The 26,582-nt window shown below is 66.8% G+C and carries 25 protein-coding genes; 14 read left to right on the top strand and 11 right to left on the bottom strand.

Annotation, left to right across the window (positions count from 1 at the left end):
* Positions 1-26: 26 nt before the first annotated feature.
* Complete coding sequence (gene mutY, locus DFR51_RS06120; RefSeq protein ID WP_121048093.1) at positions 27-1,079, bottom strand: A/G-specific adenine glycosylase; 1,053 nt, start codon at positions 1,077-1,079, stop codon at positions 27-29.
* Positions 1,080-1,144: 65 nt separating this feature from the next.
* Between mutY and DFR51_RS06125 the strand changes: the two genes are divergently transcribed.
* From DFR51_RS06125 to DFR51_RS06160, 8 genes are all read left to right on the top strand, one after another.
* Complete coding sequence (locus tag DFR51_RS06125) at positions 1,145-1,600, top strand: DUF721 domain-containing protein (protein WP_243445398.1); 456 nt, start codon at positions 1,145-1,147, stop codon at positions 1,598-1,600.
* Positions 1,601-1,703: 103 nt separating this feature from the next.
* Positions 1,704-2,468 carry a DsbA family protein gene (locus DFR51_RS06130; RefSeq protein WP_121048095.1) on the top strand — a complete coding sequence of 255 codons (765 nt, stop codon included), beginning with the start codon at positions 1,704-1,706 and terminating at the stop codon, positions 2,466-2,468.
* Between the two features lie 35 nt (positions 2,469-2,503).
* On the top strand, positions 2,504-5,959 hold the full coding sequence (locus DFR51_RS06135) for a chromosome segregation SMC family protein (protein WP_121048096.1): 3,456 nt from the start codon (positions 2,504-2,506) through the stop codon (positions 5,957-5,959).
* A gap of 179 nt (positions 5,960-6,138) precedes the next feature.
* On the top strand, positions 6,139-6,438 hold the full coding sequence (locus DFR51_RS06140) for an AtpZ/AtpI family protein (RefSeq protein WP_121048097.1): 300 nt from the start codon (positions 6,139-6,141) through the stop codon (positions 6,436-6,438).
* A gap of 22 nt (positions 6,439-6,460) precedes the next feature.
* A complete protein-coding gene (locus DFR51_RS06145) occupies positions 6,461-7,189 on the top strand; it encodes a F0F1 ATP synthase subunit A (protein ID WP_121048098.1) in 729 nt (242 codons plus the stop codon).
* A 42-nt stretch (positions 7,190-7,231) separates the two neighbouring features.
* A complete protein-coding gene (locus DFR51_RS06150) occupies positions 7,232-7,456 on the top strand; it encodes a F0F1 ATP synthase subunit C (protein WP_121048099.1) in 225 nt (74 codons plus the stop codon).
* An 84-nt stretch (positions 7,457-7,540) separates the two neighbouring features.
* On the top strand, positions 7,541-8,023 hold the full coding sequence (locus DFR51_RS06155; RefSeq protein ID WP_121048100.1) for a F0F1 ATP synthase subunit B family protein: 483 nt from the start codon (positions 7,541-7,543) through the stop codon (positions 8,021-8,023).
* 9 nt (positions 8,024-8,032) lie between these two features.
* Positions 8,033-8,638, top strand: a complete 606-nt coding sequence (locus DFR51_RS06160; RefSeq protein WP_121048101.1) for a F0F1 ATP synthase subunit B family protein — start codon at positions 8,033-8,035, stop codon at positions 8,636-8,638.
* Between the two features lie 62 nt (positions 8,639-8,700).
* Here DFR51_RS06160 and DFR51_RS06165 read toward each other — a convergent pair whose 3' ends face one another.
* Positions 8,701-9,336 carry a glutathione S-transferase family protein gene (locus tag DFR51_RS06165; protein ID WP_121048102.1) on the bottom strand — a complete coding sequence of 212 codons (636 nt, stop codon included), beginning with the start codon at positions 9,334-9,336 and terminating at the stop codon, positions 8,701-8,703.
* Positions 9,337-9,538: 202 nt separating this feature from the next.
* Between DFR51_RS06165 and DFR51_RS06170 the strand changes: the two genes are divergently transcribed.
* A complete protein-coding gene (locus DFR51_RS06170) occupies positions 9,539-10,099 on the top strand; it encodes a GNAT family N-acetyltransferase (RefSeq protein ID WP_121048103.1) in 561 nt (186 codons plus the stop codon).
* Here the strand turns inward: DFR51_RS06170 and DFR51_RS06175 are convergent.
* Genes DFR51_RS06175 through DFR51_RS06190 form a run of 4 tightly spaced genes read right to left on the bottom strand, consistent with a single transcriptional unit; the run spans position 10,029 to position 16,412 of the window.
* On the bottom strand, positions 10,029-12,062 hold the full coding sequence (locus tag DFR51_RS06175) for a hypothetical protein (protein WP_121048104.1): 2,034 nt from the start codon (positions 12,060-12,062) through the stop codon (positions 10,029-10,031). The genes DFR51_RS06170 and DFR51_RS06175 overlap by 71 nt on opposite strands.
* Positions 12,059-14,596 (bottom strand): DUF4159 domain-containing protein, encoded by a 2,538-nt coding sequence (locus DFR51_RS06180; RefSeq protein ID WP_121048105.1) that lies wholly within the window; start codon positions 14,594-14,596, stop codon positions 12,059-12,061. Before DFR51_RS06180 ends, DFR51_RS06175 begins: the two co-directional genes overlap by 4 nt.
* Complete coding sequence (locus DFR51_RS06185) at positions 14,596-15,423, bottom strand: DUF58 domain-containing protein (RefSeq protein ID WP_121048106.1); 828 nt, start codon at positions 15,421-15,423, stop codon at positions 14,596-14,598. The genes DFR51_RS06180 and DFR51_RS06185 overlap by 1 nt, the downstream gene beginning before the upstream one ends.
* Entirely contained in the window at positions 15,420-16,412 is a 993-nt protein-coding gene (locus DFR51_RS06190) for an AAA family ATPase (protein WP_121048107.1), read from the bottom strand. The genes DFR51_RS06185 and DFR51_RS06190 overlap by 4 nt, the downstream gene beginning before the upstream one ends.
* A 65-nt stretch (positions 16,413-16,477) precedes the next feature.
* Between DFR51_RS06190 and DFR51_RS06195 the strand changes: the two genes are divergently transcribed.
* From DFR51_RS06195 to DFR51_RS06205, 3 genes are read left to right on the top strand one after another with little or no spacing between them, the layout of a single operon-like run.
* Positions 16,478-17,032: a DUF1285 domain-containing protein gene (locus DFR51_RS06195; protein WP_121048108.1), complete on the top strand. Its 555-nt coding sequence runs from the start codon at positions 16,478-16,480 to the stop codon at positions 17,030-17,032.
* Positions 17,029-17,631 carry a CoA pyrophosphatase gene (locus tag DFR51_RS06200; RefSeq protein WP_121048109.1) on the top strand — a complete coding sequence of 201 codons (603 nt, stop codon included), beginning with the start codon at positions 17,029-17,031 and terminating at the stop codon, positions 17,629-17,631. The genes DFR51_RS06195 and DFR51_RS06200 overlap by 4 nt, the downstream gene beginning before the upstream one ends.
* Entirely contained in the window at positions 17,628-18,818 is a 1,191-nt protein-coding gene (locus DFR51_RS06205) for a CCA tRNA nucleotidyltransferase (RefSeq protein ID WP_121048110.1), read from the top strand. Before DFR51_RS06200 ends, DFR51_RS06205 begins: the two co-directional genes overlap by 4 nt.
* Here DFR51_RS06205 and DFR51_RS06210 read toward each other — a convergent pair.
* The 4 genes from DFR51_RS06210 to DFR51_RS06225 all read right to left on the bottom strand — a co-directional run bounded on the left by DFR51_RS06210 (position 18,759) and on the right by DFR51_RS06225 (position 24,711).
* Complete coding sequence (locus DFR51_RS06210) at positions 18,759-20,585, bottom strand: putative bifunctional diguanylate cyclase/phosphodiesterase (protein ID WP_147423396.1); 1,827 nt, start codon at positions 20,583-20,585, stop codon at positions 18,759-18,761. The genes DFR51_RS06205 and DFR51_RS06210 overlap by 60 nt on opposite strands.
* 270 nt (positions 20,586-20,855) lie before the next feature.
* Positions 20,856-21,380 (bottom strand): DUF4844 domain-containing protein, encoded by a 525-nt coding sequence (locus DFR51_RS06215; RefSeq protein WP_121048112.1) that lies wholly within the window; start codon positions 21,378-21,380, stop codon positions 20,856-20,858.
* Between the two features lie 69 nt (positions 21,381-21,449).
* On the bottom strand, positions 21,450-23,735 hold the full coding sequence (parC, locus tag DFR51_RS06220; RefSeq protein WP_121048113.1) for a DNA topoisomerase IV subunit A: 2,286 nt from the start codon (positions 23,733-23,735) through the stop codon (positions 21,450-21,452).
* A 43-nt stretch (positions 23,736-23,778) separates the two neighbouring features.
* On the bottom strand, positions 23,779-24,711 hold the full coding sequence (locus DFR51_RS06225) for a LysR substrate-binding domain-containing protein (protein ID WP_121048114.1): 933 nt from the start codon (positions 24,709-24,711) through the stop codon (positions 23,779-23,781).
* Between the two features lie 101 nt (positions 24,712-24,812).
* Between DFR51_RS06225 and DFR51_RS18945 the strand changes: the two genes are divergently transcribed.
* Positions 24,813-24,971 carry a hypothetical protein gene (locus DFR51_RS18945; protein WP_160119194.1) on the top strand — a complete coding sequence of 53 codons (159 nt, stop codon included), beginning with the start codon at positions 24,813-24,815 and terminating at the stop codon, positions 24,969-24,971.
* 4 nt (positions 24,972-24,975) lie between these two features.
* Here DFR51_RS18945 and recO read toward each other — a convergent pair whose 3' ends face one another.
* Positions 24,976-25,701, bottom strand: coding sequence for a DNA repair protein RecO (gene recO, locus DFR51_RS06230; RefSeq protein ID WP_121048115.1), 726 nt, complete (start codon positions 25,699-25,701; stop codon positions 24,976-24,978).
* Between the two features lie 57 nt (positions 25,702-25,758).
* On the opposite strand from recO, the gene DFR51_RS06235 reads away from it, so the two are divergent.
* Positions 25,759-26,580 carry an arylamine N-acetyltransferase family protein gene (locus DFR51_RS06235; RefSeq protein WP_121048116.1) on the top strand — a complete coding sequence of 274 codons (822 nt, stop codon included), beginning with the start codon at positions 25,759-25,761 and terminating at the stop codon, positions 26,578-26,580.
* Positions 26,581-26,582: the final 2 nt, after the last annotated feature.

Genomic DNA, 26,582 nt, shown 5'->3' on the forward strand with positions numbered 1-26,582 from the left:
GATCAGGCGTACGCCGCTCACAACGGCTAAAAATCGCCTATGTAGGCCGCAAAGTCCAATGCTTTACGAAACAGCGTCGGCAAATCCCGCGCGACAGACTCATCTGCCGCACGCCAATCCCCCGCTGGTCTCGTCAAGCCCGATAAATCGCCCGAAAACACGGTCAGATGCAACTCGAAATGCGTGAAAACATGGGTCACGCGCCCTTCGCCGCGTAACCAGCGGGTGGGGGCAGGGGCGCCGGGATGTGCGGCGCGGTCCATCGGGGCGTCGGCGATCTCGCTCATCGGCAGCCCGAGCATCCCGCCGAGAAGCCCGCGCGGCGGGCGCCGCACCAGCAGAATTTCGCCGCCGTCGCGCAGCACATAGACATTGGCGTAGCGTACGGGGCGTGGTGCTTTCCGCGCCTTTTGCGGGAGCAGATCGGCGATGCCGCGGCGTGCCCCATCGCAGGATTCTGCGATGGGGCAGACGAGGCAATCGGGAGAGCGGGGACGGCAGACCGTGGCGCCGAGGTCCATCATCGCCTGCGCGAAATCGCCTGCGCGGGCGGTGGGGGTGATCGTATCGGCAAGCGCGCGAAGCGTCGGCTTTGCGCCGGGTAGCGGCTCTTCAACCGCGAACAGCCGCGCGACGACGCGCTCGACATTCCCGTCCACAACGACGGCCCGTTCGCCGTAGGCGATCGCCGTGATTGCCGCCGCCGTGTAGGCGCCGATGCCGGGGAGGCGGAGAAGAGCCTCCTCATTGGATGGGAAGCGGCCGCCGTGATCGCTCGCCACGGCACGTGCGCAAGCGAGGAGATTGCGCGCGCGGGCGTAGTAGCCAAGGCCCGCCCATGCCGCGAGCACGTCTCCGTCTTCGGCCGCCGCGAGGGCCTCCACCGTCGGCCAGCGCCTCGTGAAATGCTCGAAATAGGGGACGACCGCTGCAACGGTCGTTTGCTGGAGCATGATTTCCGAAAGCCACACCCGATAAGGATCTGCGGCATTGGCGCCGGGCGACGCGCGCCACGGCAGGCGGCGGTGCGAGCGGTCGTACCACGCGAGCAGCGGTGCGGCGATTTCCTTGGCGGGCATGGCGCGCCTATGGCATGGGTTTCACCATGAGGAAACCGGGAGACAGAAGGGGCGGAAGCCGGTCGGTGGCCGAGCTTGTGCCGCTTGTGGGGCGCAAGGCGTTCCGCCGCTTCGGCTTTGTCGACAGCGCAGTCGTGGCGCGTTGGCCCGAAATCGTGGGGCCGGATTATGCCCGGTATTCGACGCCCGAATCGCTGAGCTTCCCGCACGGCAAGCGCAGCGGCGGCACGCTCAACCTTTCCGCCACCGGATCGCACGCGCTGATGATCCAGCACGTCGCGCCGCAGATCATCGAGCGGGTGAACCGCTTTTTCGGCTACGATGCCGTCGCGCGCATCGCCATCCGGCAGGGGCTTGCCATGGAGCGCGCACCTGAAGGCGAGGCCGTGAACACCCCCGGCGAGGTGCCGGAAGACGTGGCAGGCAGCCTGAAAGCCATCGCCGACGACGGGCTTCGGCAGAGCCTTGAAGACCTTGCGCGGCAGATGAGCGGGACGAAGGGACTGCCCATTATTCGCTAGCTGCAAATGCGCTGATCGGCTTTGACTTGGGATGCGGGCCTCGCCATAGTGCTTCACCCGCATCCGTGGCAGGTTTTGGGTTTCTTTGAGGGTGGACTACCAGATGTTGAGAAAAGCGCGCTTCAAGGCCGTGTGTTTGTTTGGAGCCGTCGCAGTGCTTTCAGCCTGCGGCCAGGAATCATCTGAAGCTGCCGGGAGCAAAACCGACGGCGCACCGAAGGCAGCTGCCTCGCCCGCTGCGCCCGCCGGAAAAGGCAAGTGGCTGGAAACCGTGAAGGCGACGCCTGAGGGCGGCTTCAGCATCGGCAATCCGGACGCCCCGGTGAAGCTCATCGAATTCGCTTCGCTCACTTGCCCGCACTGCCGCGATTTCCACGAAATGGCGATGCCGACGATCAAGGGCCAGTATGTCGCGACAGGCAAGGTGCTCTATGAATTTCGCAACTTCGTTCTGAACCCGGCAGACTACGGTGCGACGATGCTTGCGCGCTGCCAGGGGCCGAGCGCCTTCTTCGGGCTGGCCGACGCCTTCTTCAAGAACCAGCAGACCTGGATCGAGCCGTTCACCAAGCTGACCGAGGCGCAGACCGCGCCGTTGCAATCGATGTCGCCGGACGATCAGGTCGTCACCTACGCGAAGCTCGGCGGGCTCGACGGCTTCGTGCGCGCGCGCGGGATTCCCGAAGCGAAGTTCAAGGCCTGCCTCACCGACGAAAACCAGCGCACCCAGCTTGAGACGATCCGCAAGACGGCGGTCGAGCAGTACAAGGTGACGGGCACGCCCGCGTTCGTGCTGAACGACAAGTCGCTCGAAGGCGTGCACAGCTGGGCGGACCTCGAGCCGCTGCTGAAGGATGCCGTCAAGTAGCGTGAAGCGTTTGGGCGTGAGAGAGCGGGGGGCGCGTGCATTTCAGGCGGATTAGACTCGCCGGATTCAAATCCTTCGTCGATCCTGTTGAACTCAGGATCGAGGACGGGCTGACGGGCGTCGTCGGCCCGAACGGCTGCGGCAAGTCCAACCTCCTTGAAGCCATCCGCTGGGTGATGGGCGAATCGAGCGCGAAGTCGATGCGCGGCGGCGGCATGGAAGACGTGATCTTCGCGGGCACCGACCGTCGCCCGGCGCGCGATGCCGCGCACGTCACGCTTCACCTCGACAACTCGAGCCGCCGCGCGCCCGCGCAGTTCAACGATTCGGACGATCTCGAAGTTGTTCGCCACATCGAACGCGGTCTAGGCTCTGCATACCGGGTCAACGGCCGCGACGTGCGCCAGAAGGATGTGCAACTGCTGTTCGCCGACGCGGCGACCGGCGCGCATTCGCCCGCGCTCGTCAGCCAGGGCCGCATCGGCGCGATCATCGCCGCGAAACCGCAGGACCGGCGCCTGCTGCTCGAAGAGGCGGCGGGTATTTCGGGTCTGCACGTGCGCCGCAAGGATGCCGAGCAGCGCCTGCGCGCGGCGGAAACCAATCTCACGCGCCTCGACGATGTGCTGCAGGGCCTATCCACGCAGGCCGCCAACCTGAAACGACAGGCGCGTCAGGCCGAGCGCTACAAGAAGCTCTCCGAACAGATTCGTATCGCCGAAGCGATGCTGCTCTATGCAAAGGCGGCCGAGGCGAATGCCGACGCCAATGCCGCGAAGGCCGAGGCGGAGGCGCTGCGCGGCAAGATCGAGGACGCCACGCGCCTTGGCGCCGCCATCTCGGCGCGGCAGGCGGATGCCGCGGCGAACCTGCCGCCGCTTCGCGAGGCCGAGGCCGAGGCAGCGGCGATCCTCCAGCGCCTGAAACTGTCTCGCGATTCGCTGAACGCCGAACTCAACGAGGTCGAGCGCCGCCGCCGCGAGGCCGAAGCGCGGCGTGAGGCGGCGGAGCGCGACATCGCGCGCGAGGATGCGCTGCATCACGACGCGCACGCGGCGCTTGAACGGCTTGCCGCGGAAGACGCGGCCATCGCCGCGCGGCTCGCCGAGGCGCAGGCTGCGCTTGGCCCGGCGGAAGCGCGCATTACCGAACTTGAAGGGGTTGTGGAGACTGACCAGCGCACGCTTGCCGATGCACTCGCCGCGCAGGCCGAGGCGCAGGGCCAGCGCCGCGCGATCGAGGCTGAGCTTTCGACGCTGCGTTCGCAGATCGCGCGCGCCGAATCCGAAAAGACGCGCACGCTCGCCGCGCAGGCAGCCGCCGCGCAGGGCGATGACGCGGGCGAGCGGCTGATCGCTGCCGAGGCGCGCGCGAAAGATGCGGAGGCCGAAGCCGAGCGCGCGTCCGCAGCGATCGCGACCGGGGAAGAGCGCCGCGCCGGGGCGGAGACTGCACGCGATGCGGCGCAGGCGAAGCGCGGCGAGGCGCAGGCCGCGCTCTCCGCGCTCACCGGCGAGCGGCAGTCGCTCGAACGTTCGCTGGCGGCGAGCCGCGGCGGCGATGCTGAGCCTCTGATCGACCGCGTGCGGGTGACGAAGGGTTTCGAGGCGGCGTTCGCGGCCTCGCTTGGCGACGATACAGCAGCCCCCGTGGGCGGCGAAAGCGGACGCCGGTGGGGCGGGGCGACGAAGGGCGAGTGGGACCCTGCACTTCCCGCGGGCGCGCGTCCGCTCTCCGACGTGATCGAGGCGCCCGAGGAACTCGCACGTCGCGCCGCGCAGATCGGCGTCGTCGACGACGAGATGCTGGACCGTTTGGCGGCGAAGCTCTCGGTCGGCCAACGGCTGGTGACCACCGAAGGGCGTATGGTCCGCTGGGATGGCTTCCGCACCGAAGCGGGCGACGGTAGCGCTGCGGCAGAAAAACTGCGGCAGCGCAACCGCCTTGCCGAGGTGGTGGCACTGCTGCCCGATGCCGAAGCGGCGGTGGAAGCGCTCGATACCGAACTTGCCGCTGCGCGCGCGGTCGTGGCTGAAACCGCGTCCGCGATCGACGGCGAGCGTCAGGCGCTGCGCCGGGCGGAAGCTGCGCGCGCCGACGCCGCGAAGGTGATGTCGCAGCTTGCGGGCGAGGTGGAGCGTCGCGCCGCGCAGCTCGAAGCGTTCGCCGCCGCGGTGACGCGCGCGAACGATCAGATCGCCGAGTGCGGCGAGAAGACGCAAGAACTGGAAGCGGCACTTCTCAATGTGCCCGCCGCCGAAGGGCTGACCGATGCGGTGACGGCAGCGCGTAACACTGCCGACGCACATCGCTCCGATCTAGCGATGGCCCGCGCCGAGCATGTTGCGCTCCAGCGCGGTCTGCAGAGTGATACGGCGCGCCGCGATGCGATTACGGCCGAGCGCGAGGCGTGGGAACGCCGCATTTCGGGCAGCGCGGCACAGCGCGAGGAGCTTGCTGCTCGAATCGCCGCGGCAAATGCGACGATCGCCGAAATCGCCGACGTGCCCGCGGCGATCGCCGAGCGGCAAGCACGGCTTGCGGGGGATCTCGCCGATGCGGAGGCCGCGCGCAAAGCGGCGGCGGATCGGCTTGCCGAGGCCGAAGGCGGGCTTCGCACGATCGACGGCGAAGCGCGCGAGGCGACAGAAATTCTTTCCACCCTGCGCGAGGAGCGCGGACGTATCGAGGTGCGCGTCGAGACCTGCGAGCACCGGCGCACCGAACTCAACCGCCTGTCGGTCGAGCGTTTCCAGTGTTCGCCGCAGATGCTGCCCCAGCGCTTCGAATTCAGCGACGAGAACATGGAGGACGCTGAAACGCTGAATTCCGGGCTCGATCGCCTGACCGGCGAGCGCGAGCGCATGGGGCCGGTGAACCTGCGCGCCGATGTCGAGCTCGAAGAGATTGAGACGACACTCACAACGTCGACCTCCGAGCGCGAGGAGCTGGAAACCGCAATCGCCCGCCTGCGCGGCAGCATCGGCTCGCTGAACCGCGAAGGTCGCGCGCGGCTGCTGACTGCGTTCGAAGAGGTGAACCGCCACTTCGGTGATCTTTTCACCAGCCTCTTCGGCGGCGGCGAAGCGCGCCTCGAACTCATCGAATCGGATGATCCGCTCGAAGCGGGCCTCGAGATCATGGCGCAGCCCCCGGGCAAGAAGCTGCAATCGCTGACGCTGCTTTCGGGCGGCGAGCAGGCGCTGACGGCTGTGGCGCTGATCTTCGGCTTGTTCCTGACGAATCCGGCGCCGATCTGCGTTCTCGACGAGGTCGACGCGCCGCTCGACGACGCCAATATCGAGCGTTTCTGCGATCTTCTCGACCGCATGACGACGCTGACCGACACCCGCTTTCTTATCGTGACGCACAACGCCGTCACGATGAGCCGCATGCATCGCCTCTATGGTGTTACCATGGGCGAGAAGGGCGTCAGCCAGCTTGTTTCCGTGGACCTTGGCCGCGCCGAAACCCTGCTCGCGGCGGAGTAGGCATGCTGCCGTGGACACCATGCCGCAGTGCGGCACGGCGAGCGTTGACTTGGCGAAAACCCGCCACTAAACGTGCGCTCGCGTTCGGGGTTTCGGCTCCGGCGTCTCGTCGCTTGCCGGAAACGGCATGTGTTTCGGGTGGACCGTTCAAACTGTCCTCAAGGGCATGGAGATGATCGTTGGCTGATGACCGGCGCATCGAACCCGACGACCTCGGTCGTCGACTTGCCGAGGCCAAGGAACGTGCCAATCCGAAGCGTGACGGGCTGAAACGGGAAGAGAACAGGGGCTGGTCGATCGCCATCGAATTCGTCGGTGCGATCCTCGTGGGTGCCTTTTTCGGCTGGCTGATCGACGGCTGGTTCGGAACGGGGCCGTACGGAATGATCCTGTTCTTTTTGCTCGGCTTTGGTGCTGGTCTGCGCACGGTGATGCGCAAGAGCGGCGACTTCGACGGCAACCCGGACGACAACAACTAAGGTTCAGGAGCGCGGGCGTTCAATGGCGAACCCGATGGAACAGTTCGAGATCAAAACGCTCAGCCCGATTGAGCTTGGCGGCTATGACGTCTCGTTCACCAATTCTTCGCTGTGGATGATGATCGCGCTCGTCACGGTGGCGGGTTTCCTCTTTATCGGCACGGCTGCCCCGAAGCTCGTTCCCGGGCGCTGGCAGGCTTCCGTCGAGTATCTTGAGGAATTCATCCGCAACATGCTGGCGGAAAACGTCGGGCCGGAAGGCCGCAGGTACGTTCCGCTGGTGTTCGCACTCTTTATCTTCGTGCTTGGCTGCAACCTGCTGGGCCTGCTGCCCTTCGTGGGCGCCTTCACGCCGACCAGCCACATCGCGGTGACCTTCGGCCTTGCCGCGCTGGTCTTCCTCGTGGTGCTCGGTGTCGGCTTCGCGCGCCACGGGCTGCACTTCTTCTCGCTCTTTATTCCCAAGGACTGCCCGATCGTGCTGCTTCCGCTGGTGACGGCGATCGAGTTCGTCTCGTTCCTGTCGCGGCCGTTCACACTGGCGATCCGGTTGTTCGCGAACATGACTGCGGGCCACGTTCTTCTGAAAGTGTTTGGCGGCTTCGTCGTCAGCCTTGGTGTATTCGGCCTGCTGCCGCTCGGCGTCAACGTCGCGCTTACCGCGCTCGAAGTGATGATCGCCGTGGTGCAGGCCTATGTCTTCGCGCTGCTCACGTCGATCTACCTGAACGACGCGGTCAATCTTCACTAGTTTCCACGCAATCCCACTACAGTTCAACGGAAGGGTTTCAACATGGATATCGCATCAGCCAAGCTCATCGGTGCCGGTCTCGCTGCTGTCGGCGCGGGCATTGCCGCTATCGGCGTGGGCACGATCTTCGGCCAGTTCCTGCAGGGTGCGCTGCGCAACCCGGCTGCTGCCGACAAGCTCGGCGGTCGTCTGATCTTCGGCTTCGCGGTGACCGAGGCTCTCGGCCTCATCGCCGCCGTCGTCGCGCTCGCGCTCGCGTTCGGTTGATCGACAGGGGCTTCGGGCCGGCGCGGCATTCGCGCTGGCCGGTGCCCCTTTGATCACTCAGCCGGATTCGCATCGGGGTAAGTCATGCCACAATTCGACCCGTCAAATTTTCTGCCGCAGATGTTCTGGTTGGCGATCGCATTCGCCATCCTTTACTTCGGCGTCGTCCGCCTGACGCTGCCGAAGATCGGCAAGGTCGTCGACGAACGTGCCAGCATGATCGCGGCCGATCTGTCGGCGGCGGAAGTGGCACATACGGCTGCCGCGAACACGGGCCATGCCTATGATGCGGTTCTCGCCAAATCCCGCGAGGCCGCGACGAGCGTCGTATCCGATGCGAAGGCGGTCACGGTTCGTGAAAACGAAGCCAAGCTCGCCAAGCTCGATGCCGAACTCAATGCGCGTCTCGCTTCGGCGGAGGCCCGCATTTCCGATGCACGTGCCAAGGCTCTTGGCGAGATCGAGACCGCTGCGAGCGAAGCAGCGGCCGATGTCGTCGAGCGCCTCACCGGCGTTCGCCCCGGCGAACTGGAAGCCAGGGCCGCGGTCGCCGCGAGCCTGTCGTAGGAAATCGCCATGCAAGTTCCCGCCGGTGATGTGACCAACGTCGATGTGCCGCCGAGCGCAGGCGAGGCCGATCAGACGACCGCGACCGTTGCCCACGAGGCTGCGCACGACGAGCATCCGGTGATGCTCGGACTCGACGCCGAGGGCTGGGTTTACGTCAGCATCACGATCTTCTTCCTTCTCGCGATCTTCGTAATGAAGGCGCCGAAGCTGATCGCGCAGGGGCTCGATGCCCGTATCGCGCAGGTGAAGGCGCAACTCGCCGAAGCGAAGACGCTGCGCGAGGAAGCCGAGAAGCTTCTCGCTGAAGCGAAGGCGCGTGAGGCGCAGGGCGAAAAGGACGCCGCTGCGATCATCGCCCATGCGAAGCAGGAAGCCGAGCAGATCACCGCCGCCGCGCAGAAGAGTGCCGAGACGATGGTCGCGCGCCGTACCGCGATGGCCGAAGCAAAGATCGGCGCTGCCGAGCGCGCCGCCGAAGCTGAACTTCGTGCCCGCGCCGCAACGCTTGCGACCGCCGCCGCCTCGCGCATCATCGCCGATACAACCGACAAGGCGACGAAGACCAAGCTCACCGACGCCGCGATCAGCGAACTGGATCGGCGTCTCCACTAGGGCGCGGTTTCAGAGGAGTTTTGAAAGGCCGGGGCGCGAACGCTCCGGCCTTTTTCGTTCTGCTATCCGGCTGCGTAACTCGGGCGATCCGTCACCTCGGCGTGCCAGCGTAGCGTGTTCGTGTGATCCTCCGGGACGCGCGCCTTGATCCAGCGGGCGAAATCGAGCGCGACCGTCGCGGTGATGTCGGCGATCGTGTAGCGGTCGCCGGCGATGTAGGGGCTTTCGCCGAGGCGGGTGTTCAGCATCGCGAAGAAGCCGGGGAGCAGCAGCCGCCCGCGTTCGGCAAGCTCCGGGATCTGCGCCGTGTCCGGCCCACCGCCGGGCTGCGCGCGGTTCGCGAACAGCGGCTGCGTGTTGCGGTAGACCGACGCGATGGTCGCCAGCCCGTCGAACTCCATGCGGCGCTGCCAGCATTCGATGACGGCGGATTCCTTCGCGTCACGGCCCATCAGGTTGGGCTCGGGGTGCAGCGTCTCGAAATAGCGGCAGATCGCGATCGATTCGTCGATCACCGTACCGTCGTCCAGCACCAGCGCGGGGATGAGGCCGCGCGGGTTGACCGCGAGATATTCGGGCGTGCGGTTTCCGCCCTCGGCGACGTTCACCTCTTCGATTTCGATCGGGATGCCTTTTTCGGCGAGGAAGATGGTGACGCGGCGCGGATTGGGTGCGCGGTTCATGCCGTAGAGCTTCATGGTCGATTCCCCTGTTTCGTAAACCTGATTGCACGAGGCCACGTTCTCGTCTATGCGCGCTACCCGCAACAAGGAACAGGGTTCCCGATGACTTTCGAGGTTCGAGGACTACGACGAGGATAGACGCCGCTGGGAAAGCGGCGCGGATGGCGCGTGGCCATTCTTCATCCTCCTGTCACTCGAATGCTTGAAAGTTCCGCACATGATTATCGTGCCCGCCAGCGCCCGGCACGGCGCTGCCATTGAAGCGCTTCTCGACGACGTTTTCGGTTCCGACCGGCACGGTCGCACGGCCTATCGCCTGCGCGAGGGCGTGCATACTGTTGAAGGGCTGAACTTTGTTGCGCTCGACGCCGACGGGGTGCTCGTCGGTTCGATCCAGCTTTGGCCGATCGAACTCGCAACGGCGAACGGCGTTCATGCCCTGACGCTGCTCGGCCCCGTTGCGGTCGCGAAGAGTCTGCAGGGCACGGGCATAGGCGCCGCACTCATGGAAACCGCGATCGCGGCGGCTGATGCGATGGGGCGGAGCGCGATCGTGCTGATCGGCGATCCCGAATATTACGGCCGCTTCGGCTTTTCGGCTGAGGCGACGGCGGACTGGGCGGTGCCGGGTCCGGTGGAGCGGCACCGGCTTCTGGCGCGGGGGTTCGCGCTGAACACGGCGGGCACGCTTCGGCCCGCCAAGGCGGTCAGCGCCGTTCGCGCCACCACGCCAGCACGAAAAGGCCCGCGGCGAGCAGCAGCGCCAGCGGCGGCATGATGAGCGGCTTCTCGTCGACCGCGACGAGTGATCCGCTGCGGTTCTCGACGAGGCCGAGCCAGCGGGGTCCCGCCGCCGTATCGGTCGGCGCGACGCGGCGGACCCTGGGGACGCCGTCCTGTAGCCAGTAGCTGCCGCCGCCCGAGGCTTTCACGGGCGCGGCGAGGGGCGCTTCGCGGGGGCGGACCTCTGCGAACTCGGCGCTGTCGCCTGCGAGGACATAGCGGATGCGGTCTCCGGCGGCGACGCGGTAGAGCCCGTCCGCGCCGACCGTGACGCTTGCGCCGGTAATGCCTTCGCCGCGCGCTGTGAGTGGAACGCCGCGATCATTGTCGCCGGGATCGGTGAGGATCGCGGCCTCGGGCGGGGTGAGGCCGTGCGCGGTGATGTCGATGCGGCGCCCAGTTGCAGTGGCTTCGAGGCGGTTCTCGTCGAGATCGGGTTCCTGCATCAGCCAGTGCGCGATGCGGCGGAGAAGCTCTGCATGCGGCCCGGCGCCGTCGACGCCGCGCGACCACCACCAGACGTTCGTGGAGGCGATGAGCCCGACACGCCCGCGCCCGACGCGGTCGAGCATGACAAGCGGCTTCTCTCCAGCGCCCGACATCAGCACTTCGCCCGCCGTCGGCGCCATGTCGCTCTGCGTGCCCCAGCGGCCCCACGCATCGCCGCCCCAGAGCTTCGGAAGTTCGGACGTGACGGGATGGCGGCGGCCCGTGGGCGTCAGCAGCGGGCGGAAGGGCGCGGCGATGCCCGGCCCGGCAGTGCGCGCGGGGAGCACGGGCGCGAGATCGGTGTTGCCGAGCCCGCCTTCGGACGCGAACTCCTCGCCGGTGACGACGAGCAGGCCGCCGCCCGCCTTCACGCGCGCGCCGAGATCCTGGAAATAGATCGGCGAAAGCAGCTCCGAGAGGCTGAAACGGTCGAAAATGATGAGGTCGAAGTCGCCCAGATGCTGCTCGAACAGCTCCTCGACCGGGAAGGGGATCAGCGACATCTCGTCGGGCGGTGTCGTGTCGAAGCTGGTCGGCAGGCGCAGGATCGTGAAGTGCACGAGATCGATGTTGGAATCGCTCTTGAGGATGTCCCGCCACACGCGCCCGCCCGGATAGGGAACGCCCGAGACGAGCAGCACGCGCAGCCGGTCCGTCACGCCGTTCAGCCGCACCAGCGCGCGGTTGTTGACGAGCGTCGCCTCCCCGCCCGGAAGCGGCGCCACCGACAGCGCCATTTCGATCGTGCCGCGCCGGGTGACGGGAACCGAGAGGCGCACCGGCTCGCCCGTCGGCACGTCGCGCTCCGTGGTGCGCCCGCCCGCGACCTGCTGTGTGAGCGCCGCAGTGCCACGCGGCGCGTTCGGGCCGTCGTCGATGCGGATCACGACCTCGGCGGGCTGGCCGACGACGCTGTAACTCGGCACCCGCTCGACGATGAGGCGGCGATCGGGCGTGTCGGGATCGCCCGCGATCAGGTGATGCAGCGGCACGCCCGCAGGGAGCAGGCGCGGATCGGGCGCATCGGCTGAAATGCCGTCGCTGAGCACGACGACACTGGCGAGACGCCCGGCGGGCGCTTCCGATGCGGCGCGCTCGATCGCGGCGGCAAGGCGTGTCGGTTCGCCGGGTTCCTGCGGCACGGTGACGACGCGCCACTCGACGCCCGGCGTCTCCCGCCGGAGCGCGGCGAGCGCGGTATCCGCCTGGCGGTTGCGGTTTCCGATCCCCATGCTTGCCGAGCGATCGACGACGGCGACAGCCACGTCCGGGCGCACGGCGCGCCGTTCCTGAAGCCATATGGGGTTGGCCAGCAGCATCATCAGGATCGCCGCGATAAGCGCGCGCGGCCAGAACAGGCGCGGCGCGCGCCACAGCACGATGCCGAGTCCCGCCGCGAAAAGCACGCCGACGAGGATGACGCCCCACCACGGCAGCAGCGGCGCGAAGCTGATCGCGCGTTCGATCACGGCTGCTTTCCGCCCATGCGATCGAGCAGCGCGCGGGTGTGGACCTGATCGGCCTTGTAGGTGCCGGTGAGCGCATACATGACGAGGTTGACGCCGAAGCGCAGGGCCTGTTCGCGCTGCGACGGGCTGACCGCGCGATCACCCGACCACAGCGAAGCCCAGTTGCCGCCGCCGATGACGACGCCGGAAACCCGGCCATCGCCGCCCTCGGTGCCCGTTTCCGTCCACACAGCGCCGCCCGCGTAGCTGTGGAGCAGGTAGAAGGTGCGCGAGAGCACGTGTTCGCTCCCCACTTCGCTGAGCGCGGGGAGACCCAGCGGCTCAAGCAGGTCCCGCGCGCCGCTGCCCGCGCCGAGCGGCTGCCCGAAATCGAAGAGCACGAGGCCGCCGGCGGCGATGTAGGCGCGCAGGCGGAGCGCTGTGGCCGGAGTCATGCTGCGCACGGTCTGGGCGGGCCAGTAAAGCACCGGATAGGCGCCCAGCGGATCGCGCGCCGGATCGACGGCGGCAGGCTTGCCGGGTGAGACGGAGGTGCGGCGGGTGAGCGTCTGGCCGAGCGTTTCGAGGCCGCGCGCGATGCCCGCGTCGGTCGCGGCGCTCCCCGTGCGGACGTAGGCGAGCTGCAGGTCGGCGGCTTCCGCCGGTTTTGGGGTGATGATAAAAAGCAGCGCAGCCGCGCCCGGTGCCAGCGCTGCGAGCGCGCCGCGCAGACGCAGCGCGACGAGAATGTCGACAAGCGCGAGCAGGATGGCGGCGAGGATCAGCCATGCGCCGATATCGATGGGCGGCGCGGCCTCGGCGGCGGGGCGCAGGCCATCGGCGGAGAGCGGCGTGAAGCTGAAGCCGGGCCCGAGCGCGCCGGCAAGGTTGATGACACGCCGCGCATCGCCGCTGCGATAAAGGCCCGGCGGCGTCGCGGCGCTCGCGACGGCGGCATCGAAATCCGCAGCGGGAATGGTGACAGGCTGCGCGGGTTCCTGCCATTCGCCGCGCGCACCCAGCATACGTTCGAGCACCCAGGGCTTTGCGCCCGCGATGTCGAGGGAGGCGGGATTTGCGCCGAGCGGCAGCAGGCGGCGCATCATCGCTTCGAAAAGACCGCTGAGAGGCAGCGTGGACCATGAAGGATCGGCGGCGGTGTGGACGAGGACGAGAAGCCCTGCGCCGCGCCGGACCGCGCTGACCATCGGGGTGCCGTCCGCAAGCCATGCCCAGCGCATCGCATCGGCGTCCGATGCCGCAAGAAGCTGGCGGGAGACGCGCGCTTCTTCGGGGACCGGCAGGCCTGCCAGCGGGCCTGCGGCTTCGAACCCGCCGATCGCCTGCGGCTGCTGCCACGAAAGCACGCCGCCGAGCGCGCGTGCGCCCGCGCGCAAAGGCACGGGCGAAAGCGCACTGCCGTTCTCCGCGATGCGCGGCCCGGCGAAGAGGATGACGACGGCGCCTTTCTCCACGCGCTCCAGCAGCGGCTTGGCCTGGGCGGGCTCGGCGGCGACGTCGGTGAGCACGAACAGCGTGGCCGGGTCTTCGGCGGCGGTCTCAAGCGTGGCGGTTTTGATCTCCGCGTGCGGTTCGAGTGCGCGGCGCACGTAATAGCCGCCCGATTCGAGCGGCGGCGCGCTCGAGGGGCCTTCGATCACGACGACACGTGGGCGCGCCGTGCTGCCGTCTGCAAGGTAAATCGCCTGCGCGCTGGTGCCGACGGTGAGACGGCTGACGTCCGCGCGCTCGGCGGCGTCGAGACGCACGCGGAAGGTGGCGACATCGCTCTCGAAATTCAGCGGCTCGCTCGACAGCGTCTGGCCGCGCCGGCTGCGGAAAGCGAGCGCGGTTGCGGGGAGGCCGGAGGGTGCGATCACCTGTCCGCTCCAGCCTTCGTTGGTGCGCCCGGCGATACGGATCGCGGGCTCGGCGGGCGGCACGGCGAGAAGCTCGCCGCCGGCCAGCGCGCGGCGCAGGGTGGGCGCGCCCGCATCCTCGATACCGTCCGCCACCCACAGGAAGGCAGCATCTTTCGGCAGTATGGCTGCGCGGCGCGCGCGGTCCGCAGGCCACGGCAGCGGGGCGAGCGCGGCAAGCTGCGCCTTCGCGGTGGGGGCGTCCGCCCAGTGGGCATCGGGGCTGGGGCCTGCGAAGGCCGTGGGCAGGATCGTGAAGCGTGTCGTAGCCGGCAGCGTATCGATGCGTTCGGAAGCTGCCGTGATGAGCCGGTCCCACTGCGAGGCGGCGGCCCAGCCGTTATCGACGACAATCGCGAGCCGCGCGGGCGGCGCGCTGGCGGGTGTCGGCTTCCAAATGGGCCCGGCAAGGCCGACGAGGAGCAGCGCGACGATTCCGATCCTCAGCAGCACCAGCCACCACGGCGGCGTCGCGGCGGGCGGCGGCGGGATTTCCGCGTCGCCGAGGAGCACGATGGAAGGCAGGCGCACGCGGCGGACGGCGGGCGGCAGGCGGCGCAGCAGGAACCAAAGGAAAGGCAATGCAAGGCCGGCGGCGAGCAGCCACGGGACGGCGAAGCTGAAAGCGCCCCCCATCACGCCGCCTCGCGCAGCCAGCTTGCGATGCGCGCGGCGAGCGCTGCGGCGTCGGCGTTCGTTACCGCGTCCACGAGCAGCCAGCCGGGCCTGTTACAGACGGCGGCGATCCGGGCGCGATGCGCGTCCCACGCGGCGGCATAGGTATCGCTGAGCGCCTCGGCACGGCCTGCCTCGAACGGGCGGTCGCCGGGCTCGACCGCATCGAAATGCACGCGGCCCGCGAAGGGGAAGGCGATCTCGGCGGGATCGGCGACGGCGATGACGACACCTTGCGCGCCCGCAGTCGCTGCAGGGGCGATCCAGTCGAGCGCGCCGGGGCTGAGGAAATCCCCCGCCGCGAGAACGATGTCGGCAGGGCCGGGATTCGTGAGCGTGGGCGCGTCGCCGTGCCCGTGCGGCGCGAGCAGGGCATCCCCGCGCAAGGGGCGCGGATCAGGCGGAGTGCAGCAGGTTTCGCCGGCCTCATACGCAGCCAGGCCGATCGCGGCCACGAGCGTATCCGCGAGCGTTTTCTTCCGGGGCAGGGTTTCGTCGGAGGCGTAGTCCATCGAGGCGCTCGCGTCCGACCAGAGCCAGAGGCGCACGGGGTCTTCGCGCTCGCGTTCGCGTACGTAAAGTGCGTCGCTGCGGCCCGAGCGGCGCCAGTCCACCTTGTCCGCCGCTTCGCCGGGGGTCAGCATCCGGTATTGCCAGAATTCCGAGCCTGGCCCCGCCGCGCGGCGAGGGTGCGCGCCGCCTTGCCGCGCCGCGCGGGCGCGGGCACGCGTGAGGCGCAGCGGGCCGAGCATGGCCGCGATGCGTTCGGCGTCGAGGGGAGCGCTCACTCCAGACCGGATTCGATCGTCCGAATGAGCTCGGCGACGGTGCGGCCTTCGCTGCGCGCCGCGAAGCCGAGCTGGACGCGGTGGCCGAGCGCGGGCTGGAGCAGCGCCGCCACATCCTCCAGCAGCGGTACGGCGCGGCCTTGCAGGAAGGCGCGGGCGCGCGCCGCCGTGATGAGCGCCTGACCGCCGCGCGGTCCCGGTCCCCACATCAGGCCGGGGTTTTCGGGGCCGGGGCGCAGGCTGCGCACGGCGCGGAGGATCGCATCGACGACGCCTTCGGGCACAGGCATGTGCGTGAGCAGCGTCTGCGCCTCGATCAGATCGGTCGCTTTCAGCATGGCTTCCGGCACAGGCTCATCCGCGCCCGTGGTGGCCACAAGGATGGCGCGTTCGTCGGCGAGCGCGGGGAAATCGATGTCGATTTGCAGCAGGAAACGATCGAGCTGCGCTTCGGGGAGCGGATAGGTGCCTTCCTGCTCGATCGGGTTCTGTGTGGCGAGCACATGGAACGGGCGGGGCAGGGCGCGCGCGGCGCCCGCGACACTCACCTGCCGCTCCTGCATCGCTTCCAGCAGCGCGGACTGGGTGCGCGGGCTGGCGCGGTTGATCTCGTCCGCCATCAAAAGCTGCGTGAACACCGGGCCTTCGATGAAGCGGAAGGCGCGGTCGCCCTCGCGCGACTGTTCGAGCACTTCGGCGCCCAGAATGTCCGACGGGACGAGATCGGGCGTGAACTGGATGCGGCGTGTATCGAGGCCGAGGACGGTGCCCAGCGTCTTGACCAGGCGCGTTTTCGCAAGGCCGGGCAGGCCGACGACAAGCGCGTGGCCGCCCGCGAGCAGCGCGACGAGCGCCAGATCGATAACGTGTTCCTGACCGATGATGGTGCGGCCGATTTCGGCGCGGGCGTTTGCAAAGCCGGCGGCAAGCGCGTCGAAACGCGCTTCGGCCTGCTTGACGTCTATGGGGGGCTTGGGTTCGGTGTTCACGGCACTCTAATACGTCGGGGGATCAGGGTTACAATCATCGCCGCGCGCGATAAGGGTGGCAAGAGATGATCGACACACGTGCTACCCTCGACCTTCCGGCTTCGCTCTCGGAAATCGCGCAGGCGGTCGCCGCGCAAAAGCTGCCGCCCGTCGAAAGCTGGCACCCGGAACGCACGGGCGACAGCGAGATGCGGATCGCGCGGGACGGAACGTGGTTCCATCAGGATGCACCGATTCCCCGTCCGGAGATGGTGCGGCTGTTCTCCACGATCCTGCGCCGCGAGGCGGACGGGCGGCATGTGCTCGTGACGCCCGCCGAAAAGCTCGACATTCTTGTGGAGGATGCGGCGTTCATCGCGGTTGCGCTGCAGAGCGAGGGCGAGCGGGAAGGGCGGCGTCTCGGTTTCACGCTGAATACCGGCGATCCCGTGATCGCGGGGCCGGAGCATGGGATTTCGCTGCGGGACGGCGCGCCGTACCTCCATGTGCGCGGTGGGCTGGAAGCGCGGATCGCGCGGCCCGTCTATTACGAACTCGCCGATATCGCGATCGCCGAGGGCGGCGATCCGCCCGGCGTTTGGAGCGAAGGCGTTTACTTCCCGCTGATGGACGCCGCATGAGCCCCGATCTCGACTGGATTCGCGCTCGCCTGCGCCGCTACGAACGCATTCCCGGCCATCTGCCGCAGTTCGGGGATGACATCGACAATTTCGATACGGAGCTTTTGGGCGCGCTGACGCCCGCAGCGGTGCTGGTGCCGGTGATTGCGCGCCGCGAGCCGACGCTGCTCTTCACCAAGCGTAATGCCAACATGCGTCGCCACGCCGGGCAGGTCGCCTTTCCGGGCGGTCGGCTCGATCCCGGCGAGGATGCGGTGCGCGCGGCGCTGCGCGAGGCCGAGGAAGAAACGGCGCTGCCTCCGGTGCATGTCGAGGTCGTCGCCCCGATCGACGATTATGCGACGGGCACGGGGTTCCGGGTGACGCCGGTGGTGGGCATCATCCCGCCGGACCTTGCGCTCACGCCGCATGAGGCGGAGGTCGAAAGTCTGTTCGAGGTGCCGCTCGACTATGTGCTCGATGCGTCGAAGCACGAGCGGCGCACGGGCGAGTGGAAGGGCCGGGAGCGCACCTTCTATGTGATTCCCTGGCGCGATGGCGACATCTGGGGCGCAACGGCGGGCATGGTCGTGAACCTCGCGCGGATCCTGACACAATGAAGCTCCCGCCGCAGGCATGGGCGGAAACGCCGGGGGGTAGCACCGTGCTGCGCGCGCTCGACGCCGAAAACGGCACGACGCGGCTGGTGGGCGGTGCGGTGCGCGATGCGCTGCTTGCGCTGCCGGTGACGGACGTCGATCTCGCGACCGCGCTTTCGCCCCAGGAGGTGACGCAGCGGCTGGAGGCAGCGGGCGTGCAGGTGGTGCCGACCGGCATCGCGCACGGCACGGTGACAGCCGTGACCCCCGACCTCATCATGGAGGTCACGACCCTGCGCCGCGACGTTTCCACCGACGGGCGCCGCGCGACCGTAAAGTATACAGCTGACTGGCGTGAAGACGCTGCGCGGCGCGATTTCACGATCAACGCGCTCTATGCCCGGCTGCCGGACGGTGAAATAGACGACTGGTTCGGCGGTCTAGACGACCTCGAAGCTGGGCGGGTGCGCTTCATCGGGGAGCCTTTGCAGCGTATCGCGGAAGATCACCTGCGCATCCTGCGCTTCTTCCGCTTTCACAGCCGCTTCGGGCGCGGGGAGCCGGATGCGGCAGGGCTTGCCGCCTGCGCGGCGCGCGCGAACGATTTGATGGCGCTATCCCGCGAACGCATTCGCGAGGAGCTATTTCGTATACTTGTGCTCCCGCGCGCGGCGGAGACGATCGGGCTCATGCTGTCGCTCGGCGTTCTGAAGCCGGTGCTGCCGGAAATCGTGGAAGAGCGGGTTGAGAACCTGGCGGCACTCGCGGCGCGGGAGGCGGCATGGGGTGCTGAGCCTGATGCGGTCCGGCGCTTTGCCGCGTTGTTGCCGCAGCGTGCAGGACTGGGCACCGCGTTCGGCGCGCGGCTTCGGCTGTCGCGGCGCGATACGGCGCGGCTCGATGCGCTTGGTCTTCCCGACCCGGCACTGCCGGGTGATCCGTACTCGGCCGCCTATTTCAGCGGCGCAGAGACAGCGCGCGACCGCCTGCTGCTGCTCGGCGATGAGGGGCACGCGGCGTGGACGGCACTGGAGGGCTGGGAACGTCCGGCAATGCCGGTGAGCGGCAAGGATATCATCGCCCGCGGCGTGACGCCCGGCCCGGAGGTGAGCCGCCGTCTTCAGCGTTTCGAACGCGACTGGGTGGCGTCAGGATGCCCGCTCGATGCTTTGCGCATCGATGCTCTGCTCGACGCCGCTCTCTCCTGACGGACCGCAAACGCCCTTGTTGATGAACGCTTCGGCTTCCTTCGCCGCCATGGGCCGCGCGAAGTAAAAGCCCTGCGCGGAGTCGCAGCCGAGCGCACGAAGACGTTCTGCTTGGCTATATTCCTCGACGCCTTCGGCCACGGTCGTCATGCCGAGATTGCGCGCGAGGGCAATGATCGTGGTGACGATCTTGTGGCTGTCGTCGGATTTCATCATTCCGGCGATGAACGACTGGTCGATTTTCAGCACGTCGATCGGCAGCTGCTGCAGGTAGCTGAGTGACGAATAGCCGGTGCCGAAATCATCCATCGCGATGCTGATATCGAACTGCTTCAGCTTGGTGAAGATTTGACGCGCCAACTCCGGGTTCTCGACGATGGCGCTTTCGGTGAGCTCGACCTTCAGCGCACCGCCGGGGAGGCCGGATGCGACGAGTGCGGCTTCGACCGCGCCGACGATGTCGTCCTGCGCGAGCTGTAGCCCTGAAACGTTGACGCCGACGTTGAGGTCCATCGCGCTCGGGCATCGCTTGCGCCAGTCTGCGAGCTGCATACACGCGGTTTCGATCGCCCAGCGTCCGAGCGGGACGATGAGGCCTGAATCCTCGGCAATCGGGATGAAGTCGGACGGGGAAATCATGCCGCGTTCGGGATGGTTCCAGCGGGCGAGCGCCTCGAAACCGCCCAGGCGTCCCTCGGCGAGGTTCACATAGGGCTGGAAGGCGAGTTCAAGTTCCTTCCGGTCGATTGCCTTCCGAAGATCGGCTTCGATGCGGAACATGTCGCGCGCGACGCTGTGCGCACTCGACTGGTAGATGGCGATGCCGCCGCGCCCGCGCGATTTGGCGGTATGGAGCGCAAAATCGGCATCGCGGATCAGGTCTTCCGAATAGCGGCGGGACGAGAAGGTGGTCGCGATGCCGACGCTCGCCGACACGAAGCACTCGCCGCCGGTGATGACGAAAGGCGATTTGAGCGTGCTCTGGATGCGCTCGACGACGCGGATCGTGTCTTCGGGCGCGTCGATGTTCTTGACGAGCACGGCGAACTCATCGCCGGAAAGGCGGGCGAGGCAATCGTTGGCGCGGATGCAGGGCAGCAAGCGACGCGCCATGGCCGCCAGAAGCTCGTCGCCGACGATGTGGCCGAGATTCTCGTTCACGCGCTTGAAACGGTCAACGTTGATGACCGCGACCGCGAGGTGCGATTTCAAGCGACCTTCAAGAGCATCCTCGAGCTGTTCGATGAAAAGAACGCGGTTGGGGAGGCCGGTGAGCGCATCATTCAGCATCGTCTGACGGAGATTGCGCTCCGCCTGGATCTCCGGCGTACGGTCGCGCACCGCGATAACAACGCGGGCCGGGGCGTCGCCTGTCAGCGGCAGCGCCGAGATATGTGCGGAAAGGTGGCGCTGTCGCGGGCTTTCCGAAACGGTCCAGTCGATCTCCCGCTTGGCGCCGCGCGGATCCTGCAGCAGCGATTCCACGGCGACCCCGATACGCGGATTCTCGTTCAGAAGGCGGATGCGCGGGAGGCCGAGCCCGATCACCTGATTGTGTGGATAGCGCGCCCAGCTTTCGAATGTGGCGTTGGAAGACAGGCACACGGGAATGCCGTCGCGGCCGGCCTGGAAGATGAGCACACCGACGGGCAGCGTATCGATGACACCTTGAAGTATCGCTTCGGCGGCGGCCTCGGCTGCGGGTTCAATGCCGCCGATATTATCTGCCGCCGAACCTGCCGCTCCTATCGCGCGTTTCGACTGCATCTTTCCCTTCACTCGCGACTCTGCCGGCTGTTTCCCGGCCTCAGATCACGCGAAGGCCGGCACCGGTTTTGAAAGGAATGGCACGCATGAAATTAAGGAGCCGTAAAGCGCAGTTATGCTTTCGAAATAAAGTTAACCGCCAAGGCGGAAGTTTGAAGCGTGCCCGATGCGATCGCTGCCAGCATGGGAGGGCTTGTCCAGCTTACGCCAGCGCTGAATAAGAGTTTGGCGAGGCACGGAACTCACCAGCACGCGCTTCTTCTGAGCAAATCAATGGTGAGCTATCAGGCGTGGCTCTGTGGGCGATTTCCATCCAGGCGGCAATGGCTCTCCATAGCCTTCAGGGCTTTGGAACGCGGCTCCATATGCAAACCGTCCAGTGGCACCCTTAAAACCAAGAAAATACCAAATTTCGACCATGTAATTTAGCGTCCGCTCTTGATCTTCTGTTTCGAGCCAGCGAACGCGTTTCATACCTCGTCCAATCAAATTCGACACTGTCGTCGCTGCGATAGGCCCGTTATCTCGTGAGAGAATTGAGGTAATGACATCATTCACGGCCGCCCGAGCGATGACGCCATCTTCCGGCGTCGCGATACCCGTATAGCCAAGCGGAGGATAATCGTGCGGCTCAAACTTCTTCTCGTCCTTTAAACTAACCAGTACACGCCGCTTTTCGGCGTTAAGTTGAACCGTCTCTTGAGAAGGCTTGGGAAATGAATGTGAATATCTCCACCAGAGCACGCTGATGAGTGTAAGAAGAGCGATTGCAAATAAAACGATGAATGTCCGCATACGCAGATTATGATGTTGTGCTCAGATTATTTCCACTCTCTCATATGCCGTTGTTTATGCGTACTCGGATTAGTCGAACCGATTATTGCGCGGGAAACCCATCGGCGGCAGGCGGCCGACCTGCGCGCGCGCGCCGAGCCAGTTGGCAAGGTCCGTTTCGTTACGGGTGCGGCCTTCCTTGCCGCCCATCGTCCACGAAAGCCCGTCCGCGAGGCGGAAGGGCAGGGCGTCCGAAAGCCCGCCATCGCGGTATTTCTGGAGCACGACGCCCTGACCTCGCGCCATCACCGGGATTTCTCCGATCGGCACGATGAGCAGCTTGCGGTTATCGCCGATGAGCGCGAGGTGGTCGTCCGTCGCCGCTATCGGCCGGATGCTGTGCAGCCGTGCGCCCTTCTTGAACGTCACGACTTGCCGCCCCTTGCGGGTTTCGCCGAGCAGATCCTCATTCGTGGCAATGAAGCCGCGCCCATCGCTGGATGCGAGCAGTACGCGCATTTCGGCGCGCGCCGGGAGAACGGTCGCGATCGCGGCGTCGCCCTCGATATCGACGAGGAGCCTGAGCGGCTCGCCGAAACCGCGCCCGCCGGGGAGTTTGTCCGCGCCCACGGTGTAGAAACGGCCATTGTCGGCGGCGATGAGGATCTTGTCGGTCGTTTGCGCTTGGAACGCGAAGGCGGGGCCGTCGCCCTCCTTGAACTTGAACGCGTCCGGGTCGCTGAGGTCGAGATGGCCTTTCATCGCGCGCGCCCAGCCCTTGGCCGAGACGACAACGGTGATCGGTTCTTTCTCGATCATCGCTTCAAGCGGGATTTCACGCGTTGCAGAGGCCTCCTCTATCCGCGTGCGGCGAGCGCCGAGCACGGTTTCAAATCCGTAACGTTCGCGAAGCACGGCGAGATCGCGCTTCAGGCGCGTGCGCTGGCGCGCGGGGCTGTCGATGAGCGCGACGAGGCCTTCGCGCTCTTTGGCGAGACTGTCGCGCTCCTTGCGGATTTCCATTTCCTCAAGGCGGCGCAGGCTCCTCAGGCGCATGTTGAGAATGGCTTCGGCCTGCCGGTCATTGAGCTCGAACTCAGCCATCATCACCGCCTTCGGTTCATCTTCGGTACGGATGATTTCGATGATGCGATCGAGATTGAGATAGGCGATCAGATAGCCGTCGAGCAGTTCCATGCGGTCGTCGATCTTCGCCAGCCGGTGGCGCGAACGGCGCAGGAGAACGTCGATCTGGTGGCTGAGCCACTGCGTGAGCACGTCTTTCAGGCTCATCACGCGCGGCGTGCGCTCGGCATCGAGCACGTTGAGGTTGAGCGAGAAGCGGGTTTCAAGCTCGGTGAGGCGGTAAAGGCTCTCCACCAGCACCTCGGGCTCGACGTTGCGGCTCTTCGGAACGATGACGATGCGGATCGCCTCGTCGCTCTCGTCCCGCACGTCTTCGAGAATGGGCAGCTTCTTGTCGGCGATGAGCTGCGCGATCTGCTCGATCAGCTTGCCCTTCTGCACGCCATAAGGGATTTCGGTGACGATGAGCTGCCATGTGCCGCCGGAGAGCTTTTCCGGCTCCACCACCCACTTGCCGGTTGACGGGTCTTCGCGCCCGGCAAAGCGCGCCCGGACGCGGAAGCTGCCGCGGCCGGTGGCATAGGCCTCGCGGATGCTGGCCGGGCCATCGACGATGAGTGCGCCGGTGGGGAAATCGGGGCCTTTCACATGTTCGAGAAGCTGATCCAGCTCGGCCGCGGGCTGATCGATCAGGAGCACGGCGGCGTCGATGAGTTCGGCGGCATTGTGCGGGGGGATCGAGGTGGCCATGCCGACGGCAATGCCGCTGGCGCCGTTCGCGAGCAGGTTCGGGAACAGGCCGGGCATCACCTCCGGCTCTTCGTCCTCGCCGTTATAGGTGGGGCGGAAGTCGGTGGCGTCTTCGTCGAGGCCGGCCATCAGATCGATGGCGACCTGCGTCAGCCGTGCCTCGGTGTAGCGGTAGGCGGCTGCGTTATCGCCGTCGATGTTACCGAAATTGCCTTGGCCGTCGACGAGCGGATAGCGCAGCGAAAAGCTCTGTGCGAGGCGCACCATCGCGTCGTAGACAGCGACGTCGCCGTGCGGATGGTATTTACCGATCACGTCGCCGACGACGCGCGCGCACTTCTTGTAACCCTGACCTGGATCGAGCTTCAAAAGCCGCATCGCCCAGAGGAGCCGCCGGTGGACAGGTTTCAGACCGTCGCGGACGTCCGGCAGCGAGCGCGCGGTAATCGTGGAGAGCGCATAGACCAGATAGCGATCGGCGAGTGCGTCGCCGAAAGGTGCTTCGATGATATTCGATTCTGGGTCGAGAAGTTCGGTCATGGGAGGGCGATAGCAGGCCGAACGAAGCGATGCGAGCCTTCCGTCAGGCGCGTGCGGCGGGATACTCGTAGTTGCCGAACGGATCGCTTGCCGCCTCGCGCGCAGCCTCCGCGAGAAGCCATTCCCGGAACGCCTTCACCTTGGGCCTTGTGCCGGTGTGCTCTGGATAGACAAGCCAGTAGCTGCGGTGATCGAACACCGTCTCCCCGAAAACCGAGACGAGCCGTCCGGCGGCAATATCGTGCGTCCAGAACAGCGGATTGAGCAGGCCGATGCCATGCCCCGCCATGATCGCTTGCATCTCCATGATCTGGGAATCGAGCCGAAGTCCGGGCGTGGGGCGATCTTCGATATGCGCGGCATCGAAACACCCGCGCCAGACCGACCACCATTCGTCGCCCGCGCTGATGCGCGGCAGGCGAAGCAGGTCGTCGACGCTCCGGATCGGTGGATGCGCGGCTAGAAAAGCGGGGCTGGCAAAGGCGCGGAGGGCGTCGCGCATGACGAAATGCGACGTGAGACCCGGCCAATCGCCATGCCCGAGGCGCAATGCGACGTCGACATCCTCGCGCGCGAAATCGACGAGCTGGTTCTGGCTCTGCAGGCGAACGGCAAGCGACGGCCGCGTCACCTGAAATGCGCCGAGCCGGGGCGCGAGCCAGTTTGCCGCCATGGAGACGGTGCACGAGATGGTGAGCACGCTTTCCGTTTCCTGCCGCACGGCGCGGAATGCCTCCTCCATCGTGTCGAAGGCGCCCGACAGCAAAGGCGCGATGCGTGCGCCGATATCGGTGAGCCTCACGCCGCCACCGGTTCGGAAGAAGAGCTTATGGCCAACGCGCTCCTCAAGCAGACGCACCTGATAGCTGACGGCCGCCTGCGTCATGCCGAGCTCTTCGGCGGCGCGTGTAAAATGCCCGTGACGTGCCGCAGCCTCAAAGACGCGGACGGCGGCAAGCGGTGGTAGGCGGCGCATAGTTCTATTATAAGTTCAGCTTATGAGTGGCGTCCATCGTTTTGTTGGTTTCAGAGGCGGCGCACGGGCACAGTCCACGCATTGAAACATGGAGACTTGCAATGCGTGACGAATTCGACATGCGTCTGATGACCGAGCACCGCTCCGCCCTCTATGGCTTCGTGGAAGGCATTGTCGGTTCGCTGGTCAGGGTAATGTGTCAGCTGAGCCCCGCCCAGTGGCGCGCGCCCTGGCGGCCGGAACAGCCCCGCTGCCGCTGACGCCCTACCGTTTCAGCCGGGCTTCTATCCTGTCGCGTGCGGCGGTGAGGTTTGCCGCGCGGCGGCCGGAGAGGAGATCGCGTTCGATGAAATGGCGGGCGATGCGCAGCGCCTCGGCGATGTCGTTCTCGCTTGCCGCGCCGCCGTTGGCGATGAAGGCGGGCAGACGGAACAGGCGGTCCGCATAAGGCGCACCTGCACCTGCGCTTACCGCGCGGCCGGTCTTCGGGGACACGAAGGCGAGATCTTCCGTCTGACCTGTCGCGGCGCAGGTGGAAAGATCGAGGCCGAAGCCCAACTCGGCGAGAAACAGCAACTCGAAGCGCGCGAGCGCGGCGAGCGTGACGAGCGGATCATCCTGAAGCTCTGCGAGGTCGAGCACCGATTCGAACGTTTCGTGGACGCGCGGGTAGGGGTGGCCTTCAGGGAGCAGCGTGGCGGCGAGGCCTGCCAGCCACTCGACGAGCGCCAGCGCCAGCGGATCGAAGGCGAGCGCGGCACGCGAACGCACGATCTCTACCCCTGCACGCGCAAGCTGCGTTTCCGTGCGGCCATCGAGCCGCAGGCGCACGCGCGTGCCGGGCGCAAGCGCCGGGCGCAGTCGCTGAGAGCGTCCCCCCGGCACATAAGCGGCGACGAGTCCGGCCTCCGCCGTGAGGAAACGCACGACCGCGCCATTCTCCCCGTGGGCGATGGCGGCACAGACGAGGGCTTCAGTATCGAGGTGCATTGGCGGATCATCGCCGAGGCGCTAGACGCGCGTCAAACGATATGCAGGGCCTCAATCATGCTCACCGAACTGACACATGAACAGATGGACCGGTACTGCACACGCATCGGCGTGCCGCGCAAGGGCGCACCCGATCTCGACCGCCTCGCCGCGTTCCAGCGCGGGCACGTCCACAGCTTCACGTGGGAAGTGCTTGATGCCTTCATGGGCTGGCCGAATGCGATCGATCCGGCGGCGGCGTTCGACAAGATGATCGACGGCACACGCGGCGGCTGGTGCTACGAGATGAACGGGCTTCTGGGCGCGGCGCTCTCTGCGGCGGGCTATCAGGTGACCCGCCTTTGCGGCGGCGTGCGCCGTGCCGAGCTTGGCGATGCTGTGGTGGGCAACCATCTGACGCTGCGGGTGGACCTGGATCAGCCCTGGCTGGTGGAGGGCGGCCTTGGCGATGCGCCGGTACGGCCGATCCCGCTCGCGATCGGAGACCACCGGGATGGCTACCACGACTTCGGTATCGAAGCTGCGGATACGGACTGGCTGCGCTTCCGGAACCATCGCTTCGGCGCGGCGCCGAGCTTCGACTTCAAGGCTGACTACGCGGATGAACCGCAGCTTGCCGCGCAGCAGGCATGGCTGATGGCGGACGACGGCTCGCCGTTCCGAAACAATCTCGTCGTGATGCGGCACTTCGATGGCCGTATCGAATCGATCGTCAACCGCGCGCGGCGCACTGTGACGGTGAGCGGCATGGCCACGCAGGCGATGACAAGCGCGGACGACCTCGCGGCGGCGCTCGGCGGCGTGTTCGGGCTTCAGGTGCCGGACGTCGCGGCGGTGTGGGCGAAGGTGGAAACGCTGCCGAAGGGGGAGTTCGAGTAGCG

This window comes from Sphingosinicella microcystinivorans (assembly GCF_003634215.1).
Lineage (GTDB): Bacteria > Pseudomonadota > Alphaproteobacteria > Sphingomonadales > Sphingomonadaceae > Sphingosinicella > Sphingosinicella microcystinivorans.

Excerpts from the sequence above, each read along its gene's own strand:
- DFR51_RS06165 (WP_121048102.1), bottom strand. The coding sequence starts at position 9,336 with ATGAAGCTCTACGGCATGAACCGCGCACCCAATCCGCGCCGCGTCACC.
- DFR51_RS06200 (WP_121048109.1), top strand. The coding sequence starts at position 17,029 with ATGAGCCCCGATCTCGACTGGATTCGCGCTCGCCTGCGCCGCTACGAA.
- DFR51_RS06235 (WP_121048116.1), top strand. The coding sequence starts at position 25,759 with ATGCTCACCGAACTGACACATGAACAGATGGACCGGTACTGCACACGC.
- DFR51_RS06225 (WP_121048114.1), bottom strand. The coding sequence starts at position 24,711 with ATGCGCCGCCTACCACCGCTTGCCGCCGTCCGCGTCTTTGAGGCTGCG.
- DFR51_RS18945 (WP_160119194.1), top strand. The coding sequence starts at position 24,813 with ATGCGTGACGAATTCGACATGCGTCTGATGACCGAGCACCGCTCCGCC.
- DFR51_RS06160 (WP_121048101.1), top strand. The coding sequence starts at position 8,033 with ATGCAAGTTCCCGCCGGTGATGTGACCAACGTCGATGTGCCGCCGAGC.
- DFR51_RS06210 (WP_147423396.1), bottom strand. The coding sequence starts at position 20,585 with ATGCAGTCGAAACGCGCGATAGGAGCGGCAGGTTCGGCGGCAGATAAT.
- DFR51_RS06130 (WP_121048095.1), top strand. The coding sequence starts at position 1,704 with ATGTTGAGAAAAGCGCGCTTCAAGGCCGTGTGTTTGTTTGGAGCCGTC.
- mutY (WP_121048093.1), bottom strand. The coding sequence starts at position 1,079 with ATGCCCGCCAAGGAAATCGCCGCACCGCTGCTCGCGTGGTACGACCGC.
- DFR51_RS06215 (WP_121048112.1), bottom strand. The coding sequence starts at position 21,380 with ATGCGGACATTCATCGTTTTATTTGCAATCGCTCTTCTTACACTCATC.
- recO (WP_121048115.1), bottom strand. The coding sequence starts at position 25,701 with ATGCACCTCGATACTGAAGCCCTCGTCTGTGCCGCCATCGCCCACGGG.
- DFR51_RS06145 (WP_121048098.1), top strand. The coding sequence starts at position 6,461 with ATGGCGAACCCGATGGAACAGTTCGAGATCAAAACGCTCAGCCCGATT.
- DFR51_RS06205 (WP_121048110.1), top strand. The coding sequence starts at position 17,628 with ATGAAGCTCCCGCCGCAGGCATGGGCGGAAACGCCGGGGGGTAGCACC.
- DFR51_RS06150 (WP_121048099.1), top strand. The coding sequence starts at position 7,232 with ATGGATATCGCATCAGCCAAGCTCATCGGTGCCGGTCTCGCTGCTGTC.
- DFR51_RS06195 (WP_121048108.1), top strand. The coding sequence starts at position 16,478 with ATGATCGACACACGTGCTACCCTCGACCTTCCGGCTTCGCTCTCGGAA.
- DFR51_RS06155 (WP_121048100.1), top strand. The coding sequence starts at position 7,541 with ATGCCACAATTCGACCCGTCAAATTTTCTGCCGCAGATGTTCTGGTTG.
- parC (WP_121048113.1), bottom strand. The coding sequence starts at position 23,735 with ATGACCGAACTTCTCGACCCAGAATCGAATATCATCGAAGCACCTTTC.
- DFR51_RS06180 (WP_121048105.1), bottom strand. The coding sequence starts at position 14,596 with ATGGGGGGCGCTTTCAGCTTCGCCGTCCCGTGGCTGCTCGCCGCCGGC.
- DFR51_RS06170 (WP_121048103.1), top strand. The coding sequence starts at position 9,539 with ATGATTATCGTGCCCGCCAGCGCCCGGCACGGCGCTGCCATTGAAGCG.